This is a genomic window from Tardiphaga sp. OK245, assembly GCF_900108575.1.
In the GTDB taxonomy this organism is placed as follows: domain Bacteria; phylum Pseudomonadota; class Alphaproteobacteria; order Rhizobiales; family Xanthobacteraceae; genus Tardiphaga; species Tardiphaga robiniae.
Genome location: NZ_FNWZ01000005.1, coordinates 357748 through 375381 on the forward strand (window position 1 = coordinate 357748; position 17634 = coordinate 375381).

Annotated in this window: 18 protein-coding genes; 11 read left to right on the plus strand and 7 right to left on the minus strand. The window is 61.0% G+C overall.

What is annotated here, in order from left to right:
• Positions 1 to 47: 47 nt before the first annotated feature.
• Complete coding sequence (locus tag BLW80_RS24780) at positions 48 to 1226, minus strand: L,D-transpeptidase family protein (protein WP_093760602.1); 1179 nt, start codon at positions 1224 to 1226, stop codon at positions 48 to 50.
• Positions 1227 to 1584: 358 nt separating this feature from the next.
• On the opposite strand from BLW80_RS24780, the gene BLW80_RS24785 reads away from it, so the two are divergent.
• Positions 1585 to 2388: a hypothetical protein gene (locus tag BLW80_RS24785; protein WP_093760604.1), complete on the plus strand. Its 804-nt coding sequence runs from the start codon at positions 1585 to 1587 to the stop codon at positions 2386 to 2388.
• Between the two features lie 12 nt (positions 2389 to 2400).
• On the opposite strand, the gene sseA is transcribed toward BLW80_RS24785, so the two are convergent.
• The 3 genes from sseA to BLW80_RS24800 all read right to left on the minus strand — a co-directional run bounded on the left by sseA (position 2401) and on the right by BLW80_RS24800 (position 4970).
• On the minus strand, positions 2401 to 3255 hold the full coding sequence (gene sseA, locus BLW80_RS24790) for a 3-mercaptopyruvate sulfurtransferase (protein WP_093760606.1): 855 nt from the start codon (positions 3253 to 3255) through the stop codon (positions 2401 to 2403).
• Positions 3256 to 3372: 117 nt separating this feature from the next.
• Positions 3373 to 3792 carry a rhodanese-like domain-containing protein gene (locus tag BLW80_RS24795; RefSeq protein WP_093760608.1) on the minus strand — a complete coding sequence of 140 codons (420 nt, stop codon included), beginning with the start codon at positions 3790 to 3792 and terminating at the stop codon, positions 3373 to 3375.
• Positions 3789 to 4970: a vWA domain-containing protein gene (locus BLW80_RS24800; RefSeq protein ID WP_093760610.1), complete on the minus strand. Its 1182-nt coding sequence runs from the start codon at positions 4968 to 4970 to the stop codon at positions 3789 to 3791. Before BLW80_RS24800 ends, BLW80_RS24795 begins: the two co-directional genes overlap by 4 nt.
• A 44-nt stretch (positions 4971 to 5014) precedes the next feature.
• Between BLW80_RS24800 and BLW80_RS30045 the strand changes: the two genes are divergently transcribed.
• The 7 genes from BLW80_RS30045 to BLW80_RS24830 all read left to right on the plus strand — a co-directional run bounded on the left by BLW80_RS30045 (position 5015) and on the right by BLW80_RS24830 (position 11579).
• Entirely contained in the window at positions 5015 to 5278 is a 264-nt protein-coding gene (locus BLW80_RS30045; protein WP_139285929.1) for a hypothetical protein, read from the plus strand.
• On the plus strand, positions 5275 to 7191 hold the full coding sequence (locus tag BLW80_RS24805; RefSeq protein ID WP_093760612.1) for a diguanylate cyclase: 1917 nt from the start codon (positions 5275 to 5277) through the stop codon (positions 7189 to 7191). Before BLW80_RS30045 ends, BLW80_RS24805 begins: the two co-directional genes overlap by 4 nt.
• 217 nt (positions 7192 to 7408) lie before the next feature.
• The gene (locus tag BLW80_RS24810) at positions 7409 to 7651 is read left to right on the plus strand and encodes a GlsB/YeaQ/YmgE family stress response membrane protein (protein ID WP_068732215.1); all 243 of its coding nucleotides are present in this window, start codon (positions 7409 to 7411) and stop codon (positions 7649 to 7651) included.
• Between the two features lie 94 nt (positions 7652 to 7745).
• The gene (locus BLW80_RS24815; RefSeq protein ID WP_068732213.1) at positions 7746 to 8588 is read left to right on the plus strand and encodes an AAA family ATPase; all 843 of its coding nucleotides are present in this window, start codon (positions 7746 to 7748) and stop codon (positions 8586 to 8588) included.
• Positions 8589 to 8780: 192 nt separating this feature from the next.
• On the plus strand, positions 8781 to 9830 hold the full coding sequence (locus tag BLW80_RS24820; RefSeq protein ID WP_093760614.1) for an aromatic ring-hydroxylating dioxygenase subunit alpha: 1050 nt from the start codon (positions 8781 to 8783) through the stop codon (positions 9828 to 9830).
• Between the two features lie 4 nt (positions 9831 to 9834).
• Positions 9835 to 10590, plus strand: a complete 756-nt coding sequence (locus BLW80_RS24825) for a GntR family transcriptional regulator (protein ID WP_093760616.1) — start codon at positions 9835 to 9837, stop codon at positions 10588 to 10590.
• Positions 10591 to 10601: 11 nt separating this feature from the next.
• Entirely contained in the window at positions 10602 to 11579 is a 978-nt protein-coding gene (locus BLW80_RS24830; RefSeq protein ID WP_093761149.1) for a PDR/VanB family oxidoreductase, read from the plus strand.
• A 3-nt stretch (positions 11580 to 11582) separates the two neighbouring features.
• Here the strand turns inward: BLW80_RS24830 and BLW80_RS24835 are convergent, their stop codons facing one another.
• The gene (locus BLW80_RS24835; protein WP_093760618.1) at positions 11583 to 12722 is read right to left on the minus strand and encodes an MFS transporter; all 1140 of its coding nucleotides are present in this window, start codon (positions 12720 to 12722) and stop codon (positions 11583 to 11585) included.
• 203 nt (positions 12723 to 12925) lie between these two features.
• Between BLW80_RS24835 and BLW80_RS24840 the strand changes: the two genes are divergently transcribed.
• Positions 12926 to 13504, plus strand: a complete 579-nt coding sequence (locus BLW80_RS24840) for a TetR/AcrR family transcriptional regulator (protein ID WP_093761151.1) — start codon at positions 12926 to 12928, stop codon at positions 13502 to 13504.
• 3 nt (positions 13505 to 13507) lie between these two features.
• Here the strand turns inward: BLW80_RS24840 and BLW80_RS24845 are convergent, their stop codons facing one another.
• Positions 13508 to 14101, minus strand: a complete 594-nt coding sequence (locus tag BLW80_RS24845) for a GNAT family N-acetyltransferase (RefSeq protein ID WP_068732203.1) — start codon at positions 14099 to 14101, stop codon at positions 13508 to 13510.
• A gap of 70 nt (positions 14102 to 14171) precedes the next feature.
• Entirely contained in the window at positions 14172 to 15107 is a 936-nt protein-coding gene (locus BLW80_RS24850; RefSeq protein WP_093760620.1) for an SMP-30/gluconolactonase/LRE family protein, read from the minus strand.
• 180 nt (positions 15108 to 15287) lie between these two features.
• Between BLW80_RS24850 and BLW80_RS24855 the strand changes: the two genes are divergently transcribed.
• Positions 15288 to 16115 (plus strand): enoyl-CoA hydratase/isomerase family protein, encoded by an 828-nt coding sequence (locus BLW80_RS24855; protein WP_093760622.1) that lies wholly within the window; start codon positions 15288 to 15290, stop codon positions 16113 to 16115.
• Positions 16116 to 16286: 171 nt separating this feature from the next.
• Positions 16287 to 17513, plus strand: a complete 1227-nt coding sequence (locus BLW80_RS24860; RefSeq protein ID WP_093760624.1) for an ABC transporter substrate-binding protein — start codon at positions 16287 to 16289, stop codon at positions 17511 to 17513.
• Positions 17514 to 17634: the final 121 nt, after the last annotated feature.

The window sequence follows — 17634 nt, forward strand, 5'->3', positions numbered from 1 at the left end:
TGTGTGATCACACAGCGCCCGTTTTTCTTGAAATCAGCTGAAGGAAATCAGCGAATGCTGACCGGGGCCGGTAGCGGCTGAACCGATGTCGGCTGGGTACCGGGCAGCGGCGCCGGCGCGGCGCTGGCGCTCGGGCCGGGGACCGGCTGCGCGGAGGCGGTCGTTGCCGGAGCCTTGCCCGGCATCACCACCACGCGGGTGCCGACCTTGACGCGCTCGAACAGATCCGAGACGTCGTCGTTGAGCATGCCGAAGCAGCCCGACGACACGGACTTGCCGATAGTCGACGGCTGGTTGGTGCCGTGGATACGATACACGGTTGAGCCGAGATACATCGCGCGGGCACCGAGCGGATTACCTTCGCCACCCGCCATAAAGCGCGGCAGATAGGGCTGGCGCTCGATCATCTCGGTCGGCGGATGCCAATCCGGCCACTCTGCCTTGCGAGTGATCTTCTGCACACCGTTCCAGGTGAAGCCGTCGCGGCCGACACGGACGCCATAGCGCATCGCGCGGTTGTTGCCGAGCACATAGTACAAATAGAAGTTCGGCGTATCGACGACGATGGTGCCCGCGGGCTCCTTCGTGACGAAATTGACTTCCTGCCGGCGGAACTGCGGCGGCAGCTGCGCCGGACCGGTTTCCGGCTGATCTTCCGGAGGCAATGAAGCCACCATCACGGAGCTGCCATTGGCGCCCAGACCCTGTCCCTGCACCGAGCCGGTCACAGGGGCACCCTGCCCGCCCATGCCTTCAGGCGGACGCACTGCGCCATCGCCGTTGCCACGGTTCGAATAGACCACCGCTGGCGGCGCCATCGGGCGGCCGTAACGCGGGTCGTCGGGCGACATCACCGGGCCCTGCGGCATGGCGCGATCGGAATAAACCGGGGCAGCACCAGCAGGGCGACCGTAGCGCGGATCATCCGGAGACATCACCGGGCTCTGGGGCGCAATTCCGGGCGCGGATAGCCCCGTCATCGGCCGGCCACCGCGAGAGGGCGGCGCGTCATCTTCGTCGAGCGCATCAAAATCCGGCATGGCGTCCAGCGCGCGATCGGCGCGCGAATTGGCCGGATAGCCGCCCGGGGGGTAGTTGGGGTCGGCGGGGATCGAATAGCCGCTTGGCGTGCCCACAGGATAGCCCTGCGCCACCGCAAGCGAATGACCCGCGACGCTACCGAGAGCCACGGTCGCCAATGTCGTCAAAACACGCTTGATCATCATCGCCCTTGTATAAGCTCAAGCAAAAACCGGAACATGCTGTGAGATCGCGCAGGATAGCGGCGCATTCAAGACAATTCCGGAAAAAAGCTTCCCATTTCGGTCATATTCGCGAGATCACACGCCGGCGTGGCTATCTTGCCTCACCTCCGCTGAAATCACTGCTCAGGAATGCGTCCTCAGTTGTGCATCTCACTTTTTAACAAACGGTTCCTGAGGCCGTGCGTTATCCTCAAATAGTCCTGATTCGCGACGCTTTGGCGGCAGCCGATTCTGCGGAACGGGCCGCTTCCAGTGTTGTCACCGCGTCCCCGTCGTTCGAAAGCCTTCCACGGTCTGTCCGAAGGCGGAACTGCCATTCATGCTTCCGGGTTTCCGATTTCTGTTCGCAGCCGTCCTGCTCACAGTCTCGTTGGTGGTCTTCGGCCTTGGCGCCGCAGCCCTGCTGCGCTCTGCCCATCAGGAATTCGCGACCATTCCGACCAGGCGCGCGCCGCCGACCGTCTTTGCCCAGCAGCCCGTCGAAGCTCCGCCGACATTGGCCATGCTGCGCGTCGAAGCACCAGCCCCCACCCCTGAGACTGTCGCGCCGCCAGCGGTCTCCGTGACACCGGCGGCAGAACAAGTGCCCCCCAACGCGGCTCCTGCGGAGCCGGAAAAAATCGCCTTGCCCGAGACCGCCGCGCCCCCGGCGACGCCGGCCGCACAGGCTGTCGAGATCGCTGCCCCGGTGGCGGCGACGCCGAAGCCTGAAGTTGGAGCGAAGTCGGAAGCAACGAAAATCGAAGAGCGGGACCCTCTAACGACGGTTGCCGTCGCGCCAGCGACCTCCGTCGAACCAGTTGCTGCCCCTCCTCCCGAGCCTTCCACCGTTCCTGCACCAGCCGCCGCAGCAGAGGTTGTAGCAACGCCAGCGGGGCCACAGCCGACAGCCACGCTGACCGATGACGACGCAAGATTGTCTTCGACGAAAATCGCGATGCTGGGCGGACCGCCCATCGATACCGAGTCGGTTCCACTGCCGAAAGCTAAGCCTGCTGCAGAGCCCGCCAGGAAGATCGTGAAGAAGCGCGTCGTCGTCAAAAAGCGGCGTGTGGCCGCCAGGCCTATGGCGGCCGCTGCACCACAGCCGACCGATCCGTTCGGATTGCCGGTCGCGCGCTGACCTCGACCCCGGCTATGCCGGCCCGGTCGCGACGGGCGGACCGTCGGGCTGCCCCCATTCCGACCACGAGCCGTCATAGAGCGCTGAACCGCGCACGCCGAGACGATAAAGCGCCAGCGTCAACACCGCCGCAGATACGCCCGAGCCACACGTGGTGACGATGGGCTTGTCCAGATCGAGCCCCGTGCCGGTGAAGGCTGCGCGCAATTCTTCGAGCGGCTTCATCGTGCCGGTCGCAGAGTCGAACAACAGGTTGTAAGGCAGGTTGCGGCTGGCGGGGATGTGACCGGAGCGAATGCCCGCGCGCGGTTCAGGGACACTTCCCTCAAAGCGATTGGCGGCACGCGCATCGATCAATTGCTCTTTGCGCGAATCCAGATTGGCAACGACCTGCGCCTTGCTGCGGATGTACGATTTGTCGAGCGTGGCGTTGAAAGTGCCAGGCTTCGGTGACGACTTTCCGGTCTCCGTCGCGCGACCTTCGGCCTTCCATTTCTTCAGCCCGCCATCGAGCACCTTCACATTGGCGTGGCCGTAAGAGAGGAACATCCACCACGCCCGCGGCGCCGCGACCCAGCCACCCGCATCATAAGTGACGACCGTATCATCAGAGGAAATGCCGAGCGCGGCGATGTCGCGCGCGAACTGGTCAGCATCCGGATACATATGCGGCAACGGCACGGAGTGATCGGAGATCGCATCGACGTCGAAGAACACCGCGCCCGGAATATGCGCGGCGAGATAGTCATCGACCGGCAGCGGCAACACGCCGGGCATCTTGAACGACGCGTCGACAACCTTGACTTTGGGATCGTCGAGATGCGCGGCGAGCCATTCGGTCGAGACGAGAGGATCTGTGGATGTCATGCACAAGTGCCCTTTTATTTTGAAACACCGTCATGGCCGGGCTTGTCCCGGCCATCCACGTCTTCACTCGCGGCAAGACGTGGATACCCGGCATTCGCCGGGCATGACGGCCGAGAGTTACGAGTTCTTCGACGCCTTCGGCTCGACCTTCTCGACCGCACCGCCGGCATTGCGCCAAGCGGTGAAGCCACCGCCCAGATGCGCCACCGGCTTCAGGCCCATGTCGGCCGCGGTCTTGGCGGCCAGCGCCGAGCGCCAGCCACTGGCGCAATGGAAGATAAACTTCTTGTCTTCCTGAAAGATTGGCTTGCCATAGGGACTTTCCGGATCGATCCAGAATTCCAGCATGCCACGGGTGCAGGAGAACGAGCCCGGGATCTTGCCTTCGCGTTCGATCTCGCGGGGATCGCGGATATCGACGATGACCACATCCGGGCTTTCCGCCGCTTTCATTACGTCCTCGACGCTCATGGTCTCGATCTGCGCGTTAGCTTCGTCGAGCAGCGCCTTGTAGCCGCGGGTAATCGTCTGCGTCATGCTTTTCGCACCAGTTCCTTCATTGCACCTTCGAGACCTTCAATCGTCAGCGGATACATCCGTTCCGAGAACAGTCGCCGAATGATGGTCGTGGACTCCGAGTAATCCCAGTGCCGCTTGGCGACAGGATTGAGCCACACCGCATTCGGATAGGTCTGCGTGATGCGCTCCAGCCAGACCGAGCCGGACTCTTCGTTCACATGTTCGACCGAACCGCCGGGCACCATGATCTCGTAAGGCGACATCGAGGCATCGCCAACGAACACGATCTTGTAGTCATGGGCATATTTGTGCAGCACGTCCCAAGTCGGCGTGCGGTCCGTGAAGCGACGTTTGTTCTGCTTCCACACGCCTTCATAGAGGCAGTTGTGGAAGTAGAAATACTCCATGTGCTTGAATTCGCTCTTCGCCGCCGAAAACAGTTCCTCGACCTGCTCGATATGCGAATCCATGGATCCGCCGATATCGAAGAACACCAGCACCTTGACCGCGTTGCGCCGTTCCGGACGCATGTAGACGTCGAGATAGCCGTGATTGGCGGTCTCCCGAATCGTGGTGTCGAGATCGAGTTCATCCGGCGCACCGGTGCGGGCAAACTTGCGCAGACGGCGCAGCGCCACCTTGATATTGCGGATTCCAAGCTCGACGTTGCCGTCGAGATCCTTGAACTCGCGCTTGTCCCAGACCTTCACCGCGCGCCGGTGGCGGCTCTTTTCCTGGCCGATACGGATGCCTTCGGGATTGTAGCCTTCGGCACCAAACGGTGATGTCCCGGCGGTGCCGATCCATTTGTTGCCGCCCTGATGACGTTCCTTCTGCTCTTCAAGGCGCTTCCGCAGGGTTTCCATGAGCTTGTCCCAGCCCATGGCCTCGATCTGCTTCTTTTCTTCCTCGGTAAGATATTTCTCGGCGAGCTTCTTCAGCCACTCGGCGGGAATCTCCGCCTTTTCCATAGCGTCGAGCAGGCTCTCAAGCCCCTTGAAGACCGTGCCGAACACCCGATCGAACTTGTCGAGATTGCGCTCGTCCTTCACCAGCGCTGCACGGGACAAATAGTAGAAATTCTCCACCGACTGATCAGCGAGGTCGGCGTCGAGCGCCTCCATCAGCGTGAGATATTCGCGCAGGGTCACCGGGACCTGTGCATCGCGCAGCGATGTGAAGAATTGCAAGAACATGATTGACAGATTGCCCGACCACCCGCGTCCGTCAAGGGCCGGATGTGGTAGAAGCCTACACCGCCCCGTGGCGCGCCATCGCGGCGCACATCCGAAATAAGCGAGATTTATCAGCCAAACCGGAACGAATTCCGCGCCGCGGGATGGTGAAGCAATCCTTTGTCAGATTGCTGGTATTTGTTTCAACAATTCCGGCGTCAGTAACCACGCAGCGCGGTGTCCCGCCATCGGCGGGCATTCTTAGCTATCGTGAAAGCAACGACGGCCATGGTGATGGCCTGTTTTGCTGTCAACGTAGAATCGAATGACCGTACCCACCACACTGACCAGCAGTTCGCCGAGCCGACTCTCCGCGCCAGGTGTGATCGTCACGCTGTTCGTGCTGGCGATGAGTGCGTGCGTGCTCGGGCTTGTCGTCTGGAAGGCGCTCGATGCCCGCCAAACCGTATTGGCGCAAAGCGAGACCGACAGTCGAAACCTCGCACATTCACTGGTCGAACATGCGTCGCGCTCGATACAGGCCATCGATATCGCCATGAGCGGGATGGCGGATCTGCTGAAGTACCAAAACCCGCAGCCGGATCGCTTCAACACGTTTCTGGCCAACACGGCGAATGCGCTGCCACAGCTGCGCGAAATCGGTGTGTTCGACACGCGCGGCAACTGGCGCTATTCCTCGTTGCCGGAAACGCCAACGCACAATAATTCCGACCGCGATTATTTCACCTATCATCGCGACCACACCGACTCCAATATCAGGATCAACGCCCCCATCACGTCGCGGCTAACCGGCCGTACATCAATCATCCTGTCGAAGCGGATCGACGGCCCCGACGGCACCTTCAAAGGCGTGCTAACAGGCGCGATCGACAACCAGTACTTCAGCGATTTCTACAAAACATTCCAGATCGGCGAGAGCGGCGGCATCAGCCTGATCCGAAGCGACGGCATACTGCTGATTCACTGGCCATCGATGGAGGTTGGGAAGGACCTCTCTGGAACTCAACTCATTCAGACCCGTCTGAAACAGAGTCTGGCAGGCTTCTACAAGATTGATTCGCCGTTTGACGGTATCACCAAATATTTCAGCTACGAGCAAACCACGCAGTATCCGCTGATCGTTACAGTTGCGATTCCCGAGGATCAGGTGCTGGCCATATGGAAGAGCAACCTGCTGTCCGACGTTATCGTTGCTTCGGTCCTGCTCTGCACCGTGATCCTGCTCGCCGCACTGCTATCGACCCAGTTCCGCTTCCGTCTCAACATGGAAAACGCGCTTCGCGAGCGCGAGTCCCGCTATCGCCTGCTCGCCGACAACATCGCCGATGTTATTATTCTGCTCGATCGCTTTGGAAATATCGTCTTCGTCTCGCATTCGGTCGAATTCGTTTTGGGGCATAATCCGAAAGATCTGCTCGGGCGCTCCTGCTTCGAACTGGTGCACCCGGAGGATGTGGAAGCCGTGAAGGCGGCCAGCGCGCAATTGAAAGATCTCACAGCGAACCGCACCGTGATTTTTCGAACTTATCGTAACGACCATTCACTCGCTTGGGTGGAGGTTAACTTCAAACTGGCCACCCGCGAGATCGATCGCGACAAGGTCGAAATCGTAGGCTTGCTACGCGACGTCACCCTTCGAAAAAGCATGCAGGACGAGTTGACGTCGTTGAATACAAAGCTCGCCGAACTCGCGACCACTGACGGGCTGACGGGGCTCGCCAACCGCCGCACACTCGACGGCTTTCTGCGCCGCGTCTTTGAGCAGCACGACGAGATGTCGGTGCTGCTGATCGATGTCGACAACTTCAAGGGCTATAATGACAGCAACGGCCATCAGGCCGGCGACGAGTGCCTGAAACGCGTCGCATCCGTCATCGCCGACGCCACGATCAATACGCCGGCATTGTCCGCACGTTATGGCGGCGAGGAGTTCGCCATCGTTTTGCCGGACGTATCCGAGGCCGACGCGATCACAATCGCGGAAGCCCTGCGTCTTCGGGTCAGGGCATTGGAGATTCCAAATATGGCATCAACCCGTGGCCACCTGTCGATCAGCGTCGGCGTCGCCAGCCGGAACAGCCTGACCTCGAACGAAGCCGTCCTGGTCGGCGAGGCCGATCTGGCGCTTTACGAGGCCAAACGACGTGGTCGAGATTGCGTTGTCGCCAATTCGGCGCTGCAACGCGAATATTTCAGCGCAGGCTTTTCGCACAACGGCTGATCCTCCAATTGCCGCCAGACCGCCCGGCTTTTCCCCGCCATGATATGTTCTTCGTCATCGCAAAAGGTCCCGTGAAGTGCCCGGAATGGTGGCTGGACCTGACCAATAATTCAATTAAACTTCGCCCGGAAACGTGCCGGCTGGCCAAATTGGCCGACGGCTGATGATCACAACAGGAATGGCGCGTCACTTGATGTCGCCCGCGAAGGATTGATCCATGGGAATTCTCGCAGCATTGCTGATCGGTGCCATTGCCGGCTGGTTGGCCGGGTTGATCGTTCGTGGCGCCGGCTTCGGCCTGCTCGGCAATATCGTGATCGGCATCATCGGCGCACTGGTCGCTGGCTGGCTGCTGCCGCGCCTGGGTGTGAGCCTTGGCGTCGGGGCGATCCGCGACATCATCAACGCCACCATCGGCGCGGTGATCGTGCTCGTCATCCTGTCGCTGATCCGGCGCTGACGTCGCATCCCCTCACTCAGCGATCGCCTACCGCGATTCCCATCATTTTCGGCGGCGCGCGTCCGCGCGACAAGAAGAACAAGGCAAAGTCTCCATGAAATTTACCGGCACCGAAAACTATGTCGCGACCGATGATCTCAAGGTCGCGGTCAATGCCGCTATCGTGCTCGAACGCCCGCTGCTGGTGAAGGGCGAGCCTGGCACCGGCAAGACCGTACTGGCCGAGGAAGTCGCCAAGGCGCTGGGCGCACCGCTGCTGACCTGGCACATCAAGTCGACCACAAAGGCGCAGCAGGGCCTCTACGAATACGATGCCGTCTCGCGCCTGCGCGACAGCCAGCTCGGCGATCCCCGCGTCTCGGATATCGGCAACTACATCAAGCGCGGCAAGCTGTGGGAAGCTTTCACCCATGCAGAGCGACCGGTGCTGCTGATCGACGAAATCGACAAGGCTGACATCGAATTCCCGAACGACCTTCTGCTCGAGCTCGACCGCATGGAATTCCATGTTTACGAGACCGGCGAGACCATCAAGGCGGCAAAGCGCCCGATCGTGATGATCACATCGAACAACGAGAAGGAATTGCCCGACGCGTTTCTGCGCCGTTGCTTCTTCCACTACATCAAGTTCCCCGACATCGACACCATGAACCAGATCGTCGAGGTCCACTTCCCCGGCATCAAGCATCGCCTCGTCGCCGAAGCGATGCGTATTTTCTTCGAGGTGCGCGACGTGCCCGGCCTCAAGAAGAAGCCATCGACGTCGGAACTGCTCGACTGGCTGAAGCTGCTGGTCAATGAGGACATGTCACCGGAGATGCTGCGGGAGCGCGACCCGCGCAAGCTGATCCCGCCGCTGCATGGTGCGCTGTTGAAGAACGAGCAGGACGTGCACCTGTTCGAGCGGCTGGCGTTTTTGAACAGACGGGAAGTCTGATCCACCATCGAGGTATACAGCCTTCACGGAAAACCGCCCTCAGGGGCGGTTTTTTAATACCTATTCCGCAGATATTTTCCAATTTCAGTATACATAAACTGGTTCTAATTCCCGTTTTATTGAAGTATCGTCCCTTCAAACGCCATACCTGTATACAGACAGGACTCAAGAACTGCGCCACGGAGGAATACGATGCTCGCTTCATTCCCGCTGAACGCCTGGTACGCCGCCGCCTGGGATGCCGACATCAAGCACCAGCTTTTCCCGCGCACGATCTGCGGCAAGCATGTGGTGATCTATCGACGCTCCGATGGCGGCGTCAGCGCGCTGGAGGATGCCTGCTGGCACCGGCTGGTGCCGCTGTCCAAGGGACGCCTCGAGGGCGACACTGTGGTCTGCGGCTATCACGGCCTGAAATACAACGCGCAGGGCCGCTGCACCTTCATGCCCTCGCAGGAGACCATCAATCCCTCCGCCTGCGTGCGCTCCTATCCCGTGGTCGAGCGGCATCGCTTCATCTGGCTGTGGATGGGCGACCCGGCGCTGGCAGATCCGGCACTAGTGCCGGACATGCACTGGAATGACGATCCGGAATGGGCCGGCGACGGCAAGACGATTCACGCGAAGTGCGACTACCGCCTCGTGGTCGACAATCTGATGGATCTCACCCACGAGACCTTCGTGCACGGCTCCAGCATCGGTCAGGACGACGTCGCTGAATCGCCTTTCGATGTCACCCATGGCGACAAGACCGTGACGGTGACGCGCTGGATGAAGGGCATTGAGGCGCCGCCATTCTGGGCCGCGCAGTTGCGCAAGCCCGGTCCCGTCGATCGCTGGCAGATCATCCACTTCCAGGCGCCGAGCACGGTGAATATCGACGTCGGCGTCGCACCGGCCGGAACCGGCGCACCGGAAGGCGATCGCTCGCAGGGCGTCAACGGCTTCGTGCTCAATACGATGACGCCCGAGACGGAGACCACGTGCCACTATTTCTGGGCCTTCGTCCGCAACCACCGCATCACCGAACAGAAGATCACCACGGAAATCCGCGAAGGCGTCGCGGGTATTTTCCGCGAGGACGAGATCATTCTCGAAGCGCAGCAGAAGGCGATGACCGAGAATCCGGACCGCGTATTTTACAACCTCAATATCGATGCCGGTGCCATGTGGTGCCGACGGGTGATCGACCGCATGGTGGCAAAGGAAACTACGCCACCCAAACTGCAGGCGGCAGAGTAAAATCATGAGCGAACGCGATACCGAACGCTCCGTCTCGCAGACCGTGCGTGCGCAGCTCGCACTGCGCGACATGATCCTGTCCGGCACGCTGCGCCCGGGCGAGCGCATCAGCGAATTGCAGGCTGTGGAAATCACCGGCGTCTCGCGCACGCCGGTGCGCCTCGCACTGGTGCGTCTGGAAGATGAGGGTCTGCTGCAGGCGATCCCCTCCGGCGGCTTCATGGTGAAGGCGTTTTCCGAGCGCGACATTCTCGACTCCATCGAACTGCGCGGTACGCTGGAAGGCCTCGCAGCCCGCTTCGCCGCCGAGCGCGGCGCCAGCGCCCGCAACCTTGAACCACTGAAAGAATGTCTATCGGATCTGGATCAACTGGTGCGGCAGGATCCGATCTCCGTGGAAGCCTTCTCTGCCTATGTCACCATGAACGCCCGTTTCCATGCGCTGCTGACCGATCTCTCCGGCAGCGCGCCGGTGATCCGGCAGATAGATCGTGTTTCGGCGATGCCCTTTGCCTCGCCCAGCGCCTTCGTGATGGCGCAGTCAGCGCTGCCGGAAGCGCACAACATCCTGCTGATCGGCCAGGAACATCACCGCATCGTCGTCGACGCCATCGAGAATCGCGAAGGTGCGCGCGCCGAGGCGATCATGCGTGAGCACGCGCGGCTTGCCGTGCGCAATCTGCGGCTGGCACTGCGCAATCGCAATCATCTCGACCTGCTGCCTGCACTGGCATTGCTGACCTCGACACCGGCGGATTGACGGAGACCTTCATGCGTTTTGCAGAACACTGGATGGGATGCCGCGTCGAGGCCACGCGCAATGTGGCGCCGAACATTCGCGAGATCACACTGAAGCCGGATACACCGCTGCCGTCCTACCCTCTCGGCAGCCATATTAATGTCAGCCTCCTGATCGACGGCCAGCCACAGACGCGATCCTATTCGCTGGTGGGAGGACGCAGCAACGAGTTGCTGCGTATCGCTGTGCGGCTGGCACCGGATAGCCGCGGCGGCTCCAAAGCCATGTGGGCACTGCAAGTCGGCGCGCGGCTGGAGATCTCCAGCCCGTCATCGCTCTACGACATCGACTGGAATCGTGGGACATACTGCCTGATCGCCGGCGGCATCGGCATCACCCCGATCACCGGCATTGCCGCAGCGCTCCACAGCAAAGCCATCGATCTGCAGCTACACTATGCAGTGAAGGCTCGCAGCGAAGCCGCCTATCTCGATGAACTATCGACGTTGCTCGGCGACCGCCTGACGGTGCACGCCAGCCATGAAGGTGCTCGACTGGATTTCACCGCGACCTTTGGCGCCCTGCCTCCCGATGCCATCGTCATCCTCTGTGGCCCGATGCGCATGTTGGAAGCGGCCCGGCGCGAATGGAACGCCGCCGGACGCGCGCCCGCTGATCTGCGCTATGAAACATTCGGCTCCAGTGGTCTCCTGCCGACCACGGAATTCCGCGTCCGGCTGAAGGATAGCGGTGCCGAGATCGTGGTGCCGCAAAGCCGCTCGATGCTAGCAGCGCTCAACGAGGCCGGCTTCGAGGTGATGTCGGACTGCGAACGCGGCGAATGCGGGGTCTGCGCCATCGATGTCCTCGCCATCGACGGCGAAATCGATCATCGCGACGTGTTCTTCAGCGATCACCAAAAGAGCGGCAATACGAAGATCTGTCCCTGCGTCTCGCGCGTCGTCGGCACGGTGACGGTGGATACGTTGTATCAGCCGGACGCTGTCTGACCGTCAGCGTTCACCGCGCAGCGACGCAATCATCGACATGATCGCGAGCACGATGACCACGGCGCCATAGACATAGGCCACGACGGCCAGTCCGGCATATGGCACAGCCACACCTGCAGCGAGTGCCGGCAGGCTGAAGGCCAGATAGGACAACACATAGAACGCCGCCAGCAAACCGGCGCGCTGATGCGCCTCGGCGGTCGGCAGCAGCGTGCTCAGCGAGCCGGCGAAGGACGCGCCGAAGCCGAAACCTGCGATCACCGAACCGGCAAACAGCATCGCAACGCTGTGCTGCCAGATGCCGAGCAGCGAGACGAAGACGCCCAGCGACAGCGCGGCCGTGCCAATCACCAGCAACCGCTGCGCCGGAAGCTGCCGAAGGGCGGCCACGGTCAGTGCTGCAGCCAGCATCAGGGTCGCGACCACGACGCCCCCGACCCAAGGCGCGGAGACGCCCATCGTTGTTGCGACCACCGTGGGCATCAAGGACAGAGAGAAACCGCCCAACGCCCATGTGGCGACGGTGGCCGGTGCAACGCGCAGCAGCGCGGCGCGCGATTGGCTGGGCACGCGCACATGCGGCCGCAGCGAGGCCAGCGCACCCGATTTGCGCGACACGGTCTCGGGCATCATGAACAGCAGCACAATCATCACGGCCGTCAGCGCGAATAGAACCTCATAGACCAGATGCAGCGGATCGGGCGCGAAGGTGACGAGCGCCGCCGCGCCGAGCGCGCCGACCATCAGGCCAAGAAAGGCGGTCACGCTGTTGATGAGCGGTCCACGCTTGCGGTCAGTATCGAGGATCGCAGCGCCCAGCGCCGTTGTCGCCGTGCCAACGCAAAGGCCCTGCACGGCACGCGCGAAGATCAATTGCCCGACATCACTGGCATAGGAGAACAGCACCATTGCGATAGCATTCAGCAACAGACCGCCGAGAATGACCGGACGGCGTCCGACATAATCGGACAGGCCGCCGACTGTCAGCAGCGCGGCCAGCAGGCTGATCGCATAGACCGCAAACACCAGCGTGATCATCAGCGGCGAGAGGTGCATCGACTGTTGGTAGAGCCGGTACAGCGGCGTCACCGCGCTGCTGCTGGCCGCGACCAGCGCGGCCCCGGCAAAACTGAATGCCGTCATGGCCGATGGCTTCAACACCCAACCGGCTCTGGCTGGTGATGCTTGGGCATTGGAAACACAGGTCTTTTCGGCACTGCCTTGCATAGCTCATTCCTAAAAGCTAAATAGTTGCATTAGGCATCTAGGTCGCCCAAGACCTTAATGCAAATATTTTGCGTTAAGAATCTCAGTTTTTTGCACATGTGCGACCGTGGGAGACCGATGTGACGGTGAAGGAACGAGTCCGGATTGGTGGACGCAGCGCGCGGATACAGAGCGCCGTGCATGATGCTGTCCGCAAATTGGGGGCTCTTTCCACCCGAAACCAGATCACCGTGCCGCAAATCGCTGCCGAGGCTGGCGTGACGCCGTCGACCATCTATCGGCGCTGGGGCGATCTCTCCGCGCTGCTCGCCGACGTCGCCGTGGCGCGGCTGCGGCCGATCGCAGATCCCGACGACACTGGTGCGGTCGAAACCGATCTGCGCGCCTTCATCGAGCAATATGCCGAAGAGATGTCGTCCCCAGTCGGCCAGGCCTTGATGCGGGACGTGTTGTCGGCCCTCAAGGAGGGACTGCCCAGCGCCTGCGCAGGCTTCACCTGTGACCACCTCACCACCATCAACGCGCGTGCCAAAGCGCGCGGCGAGACGCCGTTCGATATCGACGAGGTGATCGACCATGTGGTGGCGCCGATCATCTATCGCGCGCTATTCAGCGAACAGATACCGACACCCGATTATTGCAATCGCCTGATTGACCGGATTTATCCGCCTGCCCGCAAGCGACGTGCTGCCAGTTGATCGTCAACGCGGCTTCTCGTCCAGCTGATAGGTCAGATGCGCCTTCACCGTCGGCCATTCGCCGGGCAAGATACTATAGACAACCGTGTCGCGCAGCGTGCCGTTCGGCGCAATCTGGTGATTGCGCAGGATGCCGTCCTGCTTAGCGCCGAGCCGCTCGATGGCACGACGGGACTGGTGGTTGAAGAAATGCGTGCGGAATTCCACCGCGATGCAATCCAGCTTTTCGAAAGCATGCTGCAACAGCAGGAGCTTGCACTGGGTATTGAGCGCGGTGCGCTGCACCCACTTGCCATACCAGGTCGAGCCGATCTCGACCCGGCGGTTGGCGGCATCGACATTCATATAGGTCGTCATGCCAGCGATCTTGCCGTCGGCATCCTTCACCGTGAATGGCAGCATCGCGCCTGATGCCTGCAGAGCGAGCCGACGGTCAATCTCGGCGCTCATCTTTTCCGGCGTCGGGATCGCGGTGTACCAGATCTTCGAAAGGTCGCCTGACTTGGCGGCCTCGATCAGGCCATCGCAGTGATCTTTGGCAAGAGGTTCGAGCCGGGCGTGAGGGCCAGAGAGCGTAACGGGTTCAAGCCACGGCATCGGTCTTCCTTCGTTCTAGACGCGCGATCGGACGCAAAACCGGCTTCCACTTTTGCTGATCGCGCTCGGGCTACTTGTTCAAGAAATTGAGCGGCAAGCCACCACGCGGCCAATCCATTGCGATCAGCTCGCCCTTGCCTGACAGCGTGATATAGGCCGTCTTCAGCTCGGGGCCGCCAAATGCGATATTCGTGGTGACGCGGTCGCCAGTTTGTATCTGTTCCACCAATTTTCCATCCGGCGCAATCACCGAGATGCAGCCGCTGACCAGTGTTGCGACGCAGACATTGCCGGAGGCTTCGACCGCGAGAGAATCGAACATCTGGTAACCGCCAAGGCCCGCAATGGGACGGCCGCGCTCACCGCGATAGATCACGTCACTCGGCTTTACCTCGCCGGGCGCGCCAACATCAAAGGCCCACAACCGCGCCGTCGGCGTCTCGGCCACGTACACAGTCTTCTCGTCCGGCGACAGGCCGATGCCGTTGGCCGGCAACATGCCGAAATGCCCTTCGACGACTTCGGTAGCACCCGGCTTCATGTAATAGAACGCGCCGACATCCATGTCGCGATGGCGACGCTTGCCGAGATCGGTGAACCAGAGCCCGCCCTGCTTGTCGAACACCAGATCGTTCGGTCCCTTCAGCGGATGCGCGCCGCATTTGTCGAACAGGGTTTCGACCTTGCCGTTAGAGAGGTCCACGCGCTGGATCGAGCCGCCGATATATTCATGTGGCTCCGGCGCGCCAGGCATGATGGCGCCGCGCGACGCCGCCCAGCTGAAGCCACCATTGTTGCAGAGATACATCTTGCCGTCAGGGCCGAGCGCTGCGCCGTTCGGGCCGCCCGGGATTTTCGCGACCACTTCCTTGCGGCCATCCGGCCACACCCGCGTCAGTTGCTGCGCACGGATCTCGACCAGAATGACGGAGCCGTCCGGCATCACCACCGGGCCTTCGGGGAATGCGAGATCGGTGGCGAGGACGCGGATGTTGGGGCTGGACATGGAAACTCCCTGACATTTTTCTTGGTTTGTTATCGCACCCTGGGTGGGCGACGCAGCGTGACGAAAGTAGAGCAAACATGTCCGGCGCTGCCAAGCCGCGCAAATGCATGGCCACTTGCGTGGAATTTCCATTCGGCTTTAGCTGCAATCAACGATAACGCGAAAAGTCCGAGGAAACCGATGCCGACCGACACCGCAGTTGCGCCTGAAGCCGATGACGAAGTGCTTTACTCTGTCGCCGATGGCATCGCGACCGTCACGCTCAATCGCCCGCAACGGCTGAACACGATCTCGCGTGAGATGCTGTCGCAGCTCAGCGAACTGTTCCTGAAAGCCGACGCTGATCCCGAAGTCCGCGTGATCATCCTGACGGCCACCGGCCGCGCCTTCTGTGCCGGGCTCGATATGGCCAGCGCCACCAAGGGCACCGGCATCGGCTCCGCCAATGACGCCAACAACAGCCGCACCACGCTCGATCTCAAGTCAGCGCCCCCGATCGTGATGTTCAACATGGAGAAGCCGACGATCTGCGCCATGAATGGTGCCGCCGCCGGCTATGGCATGGACGTCGCACTCGGCTGCGACATGCGCATCATGGCGGAGAGCGCAAAATTCGCTGCAGCCTTCGTCAAGCGCGGCGTAGTGCCTGAATCCGGCGGCACCTGGTTTCTGCCGCGCATGATTGGCTGGGCCAAGGCAGCCGAGCTGATCTTCACAGGCCGCACATTGTCGGCGCGCGAAAGCCTCGAAATGGGCCTTACCAACGAGGTGGTTGATGATGCGGAATTGATGACGCGCGCCAATGCCGTCGCGGCCGAGATTGCCGCCAATGCGCCGCTCGCAGTGCAGGCTGCCAAACGCATGATGCGCTCAGGTCTGTCCGAGAGCTTTGGCGACCACGTCCATCACGTGTTCCTGCAACTGCTGCCGCTGTTTCGCACAGCGGATTTCCGCGAAGGCATGGCGTCGTTTCTTGAAAAGCGCCCAGCCAAATTCACTGGCAAGTGAGCGCGACGCACAAACATAGACGCGGTGTTGTGCGCCGCGTCATGCTTTGCTGATTAAGTCAGCTTTCCAACTTCAAGGCTTGGTGCATACTCCCGGCATTCGAGCCGCATCACAAAAGCCTGCATAGACGGGCCGATGCGGTTGATCGAACCACAGGGAGGACACTTGACCATGCAGCATGACTGGAAAGTTCTGCGAGTGACTTTGCTCGCCGGCGTTGTCGTAGCGCTTACGTCCACCACAAGCCACGCGCAGAAGAAATACGATACTGGCGCCACCGATACCGAGATCAAGATCGGCAACATCATGCCGTATAGCGGCCCGGCGTCCTCCTACGCGACGATCGGAAAAACCGAGGCCGCCTATTTCAAGATGATCAACGAGAAGGGTGGCATCAATGGCCGCAAGATCACCTTCATCAGCTATGACGACGGCTACAGCCCGCCGAAGACGGTGGAGCAAGCGCGCAAGCTGGTCGAGAATGACGAAGTGCTGTTCATCATGAACCCGCTCGGCACGCCGGGAAATACGGCGATCCAGAAATACATGAACACCAAGAAGGTGCCGCAGCTATTCGTCTCGACGGGCGCCGCGAAATGGGCCGATCCGAAGAACTTCCCTTGGACCATGGGCTGGCAGCCGAGCTACCAGGCCGAGGCGCGCATCTACGCGCAATACATCATGAAGAATCATCCCGGCAAGAAAGTCGGCGTGCTCTATGCCAATGACGACTTCGGCAAGGATTACATCATCGGGCTGCACGAGGGGTTCGGCGATAAGGTCAAAGATTACATCGTCTCTGAGGTGCCTTACGAGACGGCGTCACCGACGGTGGATTCACAGATCGTGCAGATCAAGGCAGCCAATCCGGATGTCTTCATCAACATCGCCACGCCAAAATTCGCTGCACAGGCGATCAAGAAGGTCGGCGAGATGGGCTGGAAGCCCGTTCACATCGTCACCAATGTCTCGGCATCTGTCGGCAGCGTGATGAAGCCCGCGGGCTATGCCAACTCGCAGGACGTGCTCAGCGCGGCCTATATGAAGGATCCCAAGGATCCGACATGGAAGAACGATCCGGGCATGCTGGAATGGTCGGCCTTCATGGACAAATACTATCCCGAAGGCGACAAGGAAGACGGCGCCACCGTGTTCGGCTACGGCGTATCGCAGGGTATCGTCCAGGTGCTCAAGCAATGCGGCGATGACCTCACCCGCGAAAACATCATGAAGCAGGCGGCGAGCCTGAACATGGAGATCGGCATCTATCTGCCGGGTACCAAGATCAAGACCAGCCCGACCGACTTCAGCCCGCTGGAGCAACTTCAGATGCAGCGGTTCAAGGGCGAAAGCTGGGAGCTGTTCGGCCCGCTGATGTCCGGCGAGAAGAACTCGTAAGCGATACGCTCCGGCGTCCCCTCTCCTGAGCCAGAGGGGACGCACGCGTGCTGAGCCACGCGCTCTCGTTGCTGGCCCGCTCTCCTCAATCGTGCATACTCGACGCAAGCCGCGGCGATCG